The organism is Methanosphaera sp. (genome assembly GCF_016282985.1).
In the GTDB taxonomy this organism is placed as follows: domain Archaea; phylum Methanobacteriota; class Methanobacteria; order Methanobacteriales; family Methanobacteriaceae; genus Methanosphaera.
The window spans coordinates 20402-29562 of sequence record NZ_JAEELZ010000145.1 but is presented as its reverse complement, the minus strand read 5'-3'; the positions used below and the strand labels follow the sequence as shown (position 1 = coordinate 29562).

General features: G+C 34.2%; 3 protein-coding genes. All 3 read right to left on the bottom strand.

Translation table 11 applies throughout. The features are described 5' to 3' along the window. Window positions 1–2100 (bottom strand): hypothetical protein (locus tag QZZ11_RS08910; RefSeq protein ID WP_292475459.1); only part of this gene is annotated, 2100 nt, incomplete at its 3' end. Further along, window positions 2100–5651 (bottom strand): hypothetical protein, encoded by a 3552-nt coding sequence (locus QZZ11_RS08905; protein ID WP_292475456.1) that lies wholly within the window; start codon window positions 5649–5651, stop codon window positions 2100–2102. The genes QZZ11_RS08910 and QZZ11_RS08905, both read right to left, overlap by 1 nt. A gap of 2 nt (window positions 5652–5653) precedes the next feature. Continuing rightward, window positions 5654–9148 carry a hypothetical protein gene (locus QZZ11_RS08900; RefSeq protein ID WP_292475453.1) on the bottom strand — a complete coding sequence of 1165 codons (3495 nt, stop codon included), beginning with the start codon at window positions 9146–9148 and terminating at the stop codon, window positions 5654–5656. Between the last annotated feature and the right edge of the window lie 13 nt (window positions 9149–9161).

Below are 9161 nucleotides of genomic sequence, written 5' to 3'. Positions count from 1 at the left end.
GAAATTATTAAGATTAGTCTTTTCAGTTTCACTAATTACCCAGTTAAGTGATACTTTAACATGCGCTCCATAAGCACCACCGTGATAAGCTGTGCTTGTTGCACCATTCCAACCAGTATTCAATCCCCAGTTACCACTATTGCTTCCATGTATTCCTGAGCTACCATAGGCACTGTTTGAAACAAGAATACGTGTTCCTGCATCATTAACATCACAAATAGCAAAATAATGATTATCGCTGTGCCATACCCAAGGTTTGCCTGCTTGAAGCCAACTAATTGCAGTAGACCTTCCAGCACTTGTTGTAACACCCATCATGTTATATTTTTTAAGCATGCTCACAATAGTAGCTGGACCTACATATTGACCATATTCGTTTTTGAATCTCCATTCACTGATGTAATGGTGTAATATTTGAGTACAAACACTCGCACTTGTATTACCACAACTGTATTCCCAGTTTTGATGATCTGAAACAAAATGGTATAAACATGTTGCACCTTTCCAATTAACAGTTTTTCCAGCGAGACTGGTTTTATGATTTGTGAAATCAATAGTGACGCTTGCAGGCCATGCTGCCCCATTATGACCAACCATGTAATAGTAAATACTTTCTTCTACAGCATTCCATACAGTTCTTTCTACAACGTTCCATTTATCATTTGTTTCACATTCAAAAGCAATATAACGTGGTGTTTTATAATTGTTCAGTTGCATCATTTTACTATCTCTTTCAAACACTTTACGATATTGATTCTCTGTTAAAGTGTATGTTCCACCAGTAACCATGACAAACTTTTTATTACCATGTTGCATTGCATTAACATTAGGTACTCCACCAACGGTTGCTATTTTCTTAGAAAAAGGACTGCCCTCTATGGTGGTTGGTGTTACTGGTGTATCTGATGGAAGAACTGAATTATCAAGTGGATTTTCTGTTACAGTAACTTCTTTTTCTTTCAGTACATCTTCCATGTAGAGTACTTTTGTTGTTGTGTTTTTGACTTTGTTGTTTTCATAGGTTTCTGTTGTTATTACTCTTTTTAGGTGGTTGGTGTTTGGTTTTTTACCAGTTTCTACTGTGTTTACTGTGTTATCACTATATTTGGTTGTTGTGATTGTTCTTAGTAATTCTTCATGGAATACATTGCTTTTGTTACTGTAGTTTTTTATTGTTACTGTTTTTGATGTGCTGTTATGGGTTTTGTCTCCACCATACTTGATTGTTACTTTGTATTCTCCTCTGTATGGTAATTTGTGTAATAGGTTGAATGCTCCGTTACGGTCTGTTTTTAGTTTGTATACTTTTTCATAGAATGCTGATGTGTATTCTTTGGTTATTGTTTTGGATACTATTGTCTTTGTGGTGGTTGGCATTGGTACGGTTGTTGTATCTGTAGTGGTTGTGTTATCAGTAGTGGTTGTTGTGTTATCAGTAGTTGTTGTGTTATCAGTAGTGGTTGTTGTTGTACTTCCACTTCCAAATAATCCTAATATTGCAGCACCTATCTTTTCACCAGTATAATCTGCATTTTCTGGATTGTTATGCTGATTACTACTCCTATTGACCACATAGATTTTGTTATCTCGACAGTAATCTATCGGTTTGTAACCTTCTGTTTTAGGCCATCTTCCACCATCTGGAACATCTGTTTTTGGATTTCTTGTTTTGATTCTGTTATAACAAGTACCAGTACTTCGTGTGAAATCACATGCATCATAAAAGAATGCCAATACTACATCATTACCTCTTTCACGAACATATCTACCCCTATTATCATTTCCACCCTTATCAGCAGAGTTAAGATTTGAACAACTGGCAGGTAAATACTTGGACCATAAACCTACTTCCAGTATATTGGTAGGATCTACTCCATTCGCAATATTAATAATAATCGCATCGGTTAGATTTGCATAATACACTTTGGAAATATTTTCATACAATTTGTTAGGCCCTATTGCAGTTCTTTTTATGTTTGTTACTCCACCATTTTTCAACGTGGAAACAATGGTATTCAGTATTTGATTATTACGATTATTTGTATAATCCATAGCAATATAAACAGGTCTTTTCTTATCAAGTTTATCAGGATATACCATTATAATGCCTCCAGTTCTTCTTTTGAGTAATAACTGATTACTAACATCATACCTTTATCACCTGCTTGAAGTGATGAACTTATACTATTATGCCATGATAACAAGTTACTGATACTGGTTGTACCATAAGGTGTTACATCTGTAGCATCAACGGACTTTGTATTATAACGATTAGTAATACTGTTACCTCTTGCCAATATGTTCATATAATCCACATTAGAACCGTTCTTATTATACAATAATACAGGATAATAATCTTGTTTCTTGTATGCAGTAGTGTTCAATGTAGTACTCTGTGCATAAACAAGAGCTACCGTAGTCATATAACTGTCATGATATGCAGATTTCTTCAAGTATTTAGTAATGTTTTCCTGAGATAAGTTTACGGTAAACATGTTCAGATAATTTTCAGATGATGAAGTTTTACCTGCTTTATCAACTACTTTCTTACCAATACTGCTAAGACTGTTATATCCACCAGTATTAACAAAGTCTGCAGGACTGTAACAAAGACCTAACTCAAACAATAAGGTACTTACAATATATCCAAAAATATTATCTCCCTGAGGATAACAAGGACTAAACCAATCATAATCCCCCACAACATCAATACTACGGTTAAAGTGTTCATAATACTTCATACTTTCACTATTAGAACTAGCTTCAATTAACAAGTTGCTTGTTTTCTCAGTATCATGACTTTGATAATAATAAGCTGCAGCATAAGCTAATGCTCTTAACCACCACATACTAATGTTTTCAAGTTTAACACTATTTTCTGTTTCAATACTGTCACTACTACTCATAATATCAATATTGATGTTACTATCACATATTGCATGTAATACGTTTTTCACAGTATTATTAACAGCATCAAGGCCAAACTTGTAAGTACTTATTTCAGGTGCAAAGCTTGGGGTAATAACATATGAACCAGTTACTTCTTCATAGTTAGCAAGATTTTTGGATGTTTCTTCAACAATAGTCATGTGTCCGTTAACTCCTGGTGGAGCAACAATCCAGTTACCCTCATAATACCTTGAATTTATGGCATTTTGGATTACATTCCATGGAACATAATTATCTGTAGTAGGTGATAAAAGAGCCGTATAATGTGGATTAAAAACAGGTATGTTAGTATCCAATATTCCAACCTTAAGGTTTTGTGAACTAGTTGTATAATACCAGTCATAGATTATAACGGCATGATAACCACTTTCTTCGTATGTGTTATAAAATCCATCGTAGTATTCTTCACCAAGTTTTGACACATCTATATCAATACTTGCACATACCCCTCGGCCAACATACTTTATAACATTGTCAAGTGTTGCTTCCACTATCGTAGTTTTTAGTCCAATTTGTTCCATAACATTATTAGCAGCATTACGTGAAGTACCAGTGCTAGTAGTTCCCATCAATTTACTAAGTTCATATTCTGTATGATAATCCTTAAAAATACTGGTAATATTACTTATACTAGCTGGTAGACATGTTGGACCATTTTGTCGTTCACTACTAACAACATTTGGGATATATACTGGGTCACCTGTTTTTTGTTCTAATTCTGAACTAATCATTTCATGATAAGCATAGAACATTCCTGCATAATATTTCTTTTCCTCAGAGTATGCTATTCCAAGTTTGAGTATTTGTTCAGCATTAGGATAATAATGTACATGTACGGTTTCATCAAAGAATCCTTTACCTAGTGCTTTATCATCATTTCCACCAAATGCAGATTCGTTGTTACTGTATATCTGGTTTCTTGCATAGTATATACTGGCACACCACCATTGAGGTACACTGTATACAGTACCTGTAATATCTCTTAACTTGTATTCATATGGTCCTTCATCCCATCCGAGGTTAATATAATCATTTCTCATTGCTTTTTCAAGGTTAGCAATTTGTTCTTCTGAGAAAGTATAATACTCATTGTATGGATCAAACTTCTTAATTTCTTGTTGTATGTTACCAGATTTTTCTATTTCATCATCATTATATGCTTTTACCAGTTTAATATTCATTACTACGTACTGGTCTGGTAGTGCATCATCACCACATTTAAGAAGTCCACCTATCACATCGTTTGTATCATTTTTACTGATTATACGGTTTTCACTATCAATCACAGTTTCCTGAAGGTCAAATATGCTTGTTACTTCAGTTTCTATTTTTATCTTGTTTTCTCCAGGATGATGAAGATTCTTTGTAGTTTCTGTTATTCTACATGGAACAAAATAATTGAAGTTTGGTACTCTTACCTGGAGACTTTCATGTAACTGGTATCCAAGATTGTCTAATCCCAGTAACTGTTGTATGTCTTTTACTTCAATTTCCAGTTCATAGTCAGGAGTAATCTTGTTTAGTAATGATAATGCTAATTCATTATATATTGCTTCAACAAGTGTTTCATTGGTGTTTTCTGTTCCCACCTTGTATTTTGGTGGAGATTTACTTTCATTGTATGGGTATATTACATTATAATCTGTCTGATTTATACCATTGAATTTAATGTATAATTCTCCTTTTGATTTTTCAAAGGGTGCATTCCAGTTTGCAGTACTGACTGTGTTACCTTCTTCATCCTGTTGAATAATCATTGGTATTACTTGGCCTTCTACTACTTCATAATCAAGCCATTCCTGTATTAGTTCCTCATTGGATTTACTACTGGTTGCACCAGGAAGATCACCACTAATATATTCTCCTTCTTCAAGTGAAGAATATAATGAATCTACAAGATTTTGATACTGTTTATCTACTCTGTTTTCTGTTCTTAGCTCTGCATTACTCACAATATGTGCTGATACTTTGTTACCTAATTCTTTCACTTCTTCAGCACTTACTGTGTTAGTGTTACTGAATATTGGTGCCATTGCATTATAAGTATCTTCTTCACTCTTAGTAAATTCTAAACTTTCAAGGTTATAATTCAAGTCAAGAGTATCAGTATCACTTACAAATCTAACATCATCAGGATTAGCAAGATATAATGACCTGTTAATTTTATTTCCCTCATTTTCATAAGAGGTAAGGAAGATTCTACCAGTTTGTTCTTCAATCATTCTAAGTAAACTCATATAAGTCATTATACCCTCAGGTGTTACTTGTTTACGATTGGAAGTAAGAGAATCCATTCCAAGTATATCATAGTATCCACCAAACCATTCATCCAACTGGTTTTCAGTAATGGTTATAACACTGTTTTCAGGGAAATACAATACATCATTATTCAGTTCCGTAATTATTTCCTCTGCTTCAAAGGTTATTGTATTTTTTTTCCAAAAATCAATTTCATAACTGGTGTTAATCACGTACAAACAGGATTTAATACCATTTATGGAGGGAACAAATATCTTGTTCCCTTGCTGATACCATAAGGTATCATCTTCCATAATTAGTTCTTCCTCGTAAGGATAGGTTACTTCTATTTTTCTACAAGCATTTTTTTTACTGGTTTCTACTATTTCACAAAGTTCAGGGTTTAACCATTTTATCACGGTTTCCCTGTAATCCAGTACAATAATGTTTAAATCATTTACCACGTTTATCCTCTCCTTACTTTATAACTTACTTCAAGGATTTTTCCAGTATCACTTGAGAAACTGTAGTTTCCTCGTAGTTTAAACCATGTACTGTTAAAGTCAACATATTCTGTGATGTCTGTTGTATCTCCAAGGTAAACCTTTCTGTTTGCATTATCTATTGTAAGTTTACTGTCTTTCAATATTCTTGGAGTAGTAATTATTAGTACTTGTTCCAGTTCCTCTTCCATTATTATTGCTGTTCCTGCTCTTTGTGCCATGTAGACTATTTTTGGACTAACAGCAATACTACTTGGACTGTACCCATCAGGTCCACTAATTGTATCAGATACATCATATGTTGTTCCACTCGGTACAAGTAATGTTATATCTGCATAGTAACTGTTACCTACATATTTGTCATCAAATTCTTTTACTCTGACTATTTCATAGTATCTGTCATCAAGGTGATCAAATATTAACTGTTTTGGTATCGGTTTGTTACTATGTAATTCTCTTGTATTTGTGAACAGTTCAACTACCTTATCTACCTGGTATCTTCCATCTTTTATGCTGCAGTTTGGTAATCTTATGCTTAGTTCTACTTCTTTGGTGTTTATGTTTACACGGTTTACTACTGTGGTATCTGTACCTTCCACGTGGTACAAACTTGTTTCATTTTCTGTACCTCTGTGGTGCACTACCTTTGTTATGAGTATTCCGTAATCTTCTCCTCTTTCTCCATCAATGCTTAGTCCGTAACCACACTTTGTACGAGTGATGTAATCAATTACTGCTTTCACATTATTAATGTTAATGTATGCTCTGTTAGAATACATATTAAGTACTTTAATTCTGATTTCAAAAGGATAAATTCTTTCATTAGTACGATCTATTAATTCACCTGGTGTAAAACCAAACAGGTCATAAACGCTTCCAACACTAGCTACACCCTCACCACTTGTAAGTGTTACCTGTCTTTTACCACGCTTGTTTTTATCAATGTATAGTTCACATTCTACAACTACTGTATCAGTTGTAATATAATCAAATTGTACTTCCATACCAAGAATACTGATATTGGTATTTAACAATCCTCCATCATCCCAATCCCATACCGTAGCAGGAATTAGTTCAGGAATACTTGGAACCATACTTGCACGTGCATAATTATTTCCATCAGTAAGCAAAGCTTGTGTAGGCCATAAAGCATGACCAATACCATTAACAGTACCCCATAAGCTAGTTTCAACAAGAAGATGTTCACTGAAATTAAAAGTAACTCTCATACTAACAGGGTCACCAGTATAACCATGACTATATACTATATACAAAGGATTACTGGAATTGTACTTGAACTTCACTAGAACTTCCTTTGCAGTAGAAGTAGCCATGTTATTACACCATATAACATGTTCAAGGAAATCATCAGAATTTACATACTCACTGCTACTATTAAAAATACCTACTCTATAATTATTACCATAATCAGAGATAGTATAATCCTGATTGTTTAAAGTAGTCTTAACAAGAGTACCAAGAGTATAGTATATTCCATTACACATAGCTTCAGTCCAGTAATCCTTGATTTCAAGTCTACTGTAACAAAGTACTCCAAGGTTTGTACTAAGCACTACAATACTTTTTGATATTTCATTTCCCACATGTTTACTATCTGTGTAAGATACCCACATATGTACAGAATATTCACCAGAATGTACAAAGAAAATACCTAATGGAATTGTGGCATTAAGTGAACCATTATCCACCAGTTTTATCCAGTAAGCACCAGTAGTGAATCCTGCACTATCCACAAAGCTTAATGCCCTGATGTCATCAAGATTATATAAAACTTCTTCATCTTCACCAAACCGTATGTGCAGCACTTTCATCTGTTTTTTTGGATCATTGGTTTTTACAGTTACTGTGTAATCACTTGGATGTTCAGCTTTCAATGCTTGTTTATCCTCATATAATGTTGTAGATAATGTTACTTGTACATCATATACTGTGAAATAACAGGTATAACTTGTTTTTGTTGATTTGTCTGTGATTGTACATTTAGTTGCATCTGTTACCGATAAATCCTTTGTAGGATATGTTGTATCAAAATCCAAAATCAACTGGTTACTAACATTTTGGCCACTTGGAAGATTATGTGTCCATATACACCGTTGATATTTGTACCCATTACGTGTTTTATTCTCTGTTACAAGATTTCCCTCAGGCATAAGAGCATGATTTACTTCTATACCTAATGGCAAGTCTATGATAGTTTGACTAGTGTATGCTGCAGTACTGGTTTTCTTGACAGTGAATGTTGCACTGGTAGGATTTCCTACAGTTCTACTGCTTGGAGTAAATTTTCCATCAATGGTTAAATGTGTTCCTGTATCATTATAATACACTTTCACATAGAAGTTTTGAAGTATTATTCTTCCTGGTGTTGTTGCCGTGTTTGCAGGATATGCAAGTCTTACACCAAAGTTTGAACTGTTGATTTGTGTAGTGCTTATTCCTGATACTGTTGTTTTTGATTCCTGTAAACTACTGGTTACTTCTCTTTGACCGTTTATTGCTGATTTGCTGGTGTTCAGTATTGTTAGCTTTGGAGCACCTATCATTGGATAGTATCCATTGTTGATGAATTTCTGTTGTTTGTAACCGATTTCTATTTTTTCTATTACAATGTCACTTCCAAAATTGAATCCAAAATTGGTAAGGTCTAATGGTGCAGGTTGTTTGTATGTACCATTCTTTCCTGCTATGTAATGTCGGTCAGGATTGTCTGGTGTTGCATAGCTTTCATGTCTACAATATGCAATACCATTACTTGTTTTCAAATTATCTAAGTAATCCCAGCACTTGTACTGGTTATCTGTTCCTCCACATGTGTATCCTGGTGTGATTTGTATCTTTTGTGGATACTTTGTCATGGTCTTAGCAGTTATTACTTCAATGTAGAAGTTTTGAATAATCAGTTGCCCTGGTGTTTCTGCAGTATTCTTAGGATATGCTAGTTTTATCTTGAAACTACTGTTTTGTAAACTGCTCCTTGTAACATCGTAGAATGTGTGTATCTGTTCTGTTAGTGTTGTTGTTACTTTACTACCAGTTTGTACTTCCCCATTTCCTGCATTAATTAATGAACATGTTGCTCCGTTAATGCTTATGGTTTTACCATTGTTTAGGAATGTTTGTTGTTTGTAATGTACAACTATTCTTGCTACTTCTTCATTGCTTGGTAAACTACTGAAATTAAATCCAAACTCCAATGGTGCTGGAGTATGGTTTGAACCACTACTGGTTGCTATCATGTATTGTTGATAATCAGGGTGTGAGTTACTTGCAAGAGGGTACGGACTTACATAGCTTTCATGTCTACAGTAAGCTGTACCATTTGCTACTTTGAGGTTGTCAAGGTAATCCCATCCTTTATGATGACCTCCATTGTAGGGGTCTGTGTTTGTGTTTGTTGCTAAAGATACTACTGTTGGATATAATTTTATTGTTGTCATCGTATTCATCCCC

What these genes read in the sequence shown, in the direction of transcription:
- QZZ11_RS08900 (WP_292475453.1), bottom strand. Translation starts at nt 9,148, where the DNA reads ATGACAACAATAAAATTATATCCAACAGTAGTATCTTTAGCAACAAAC.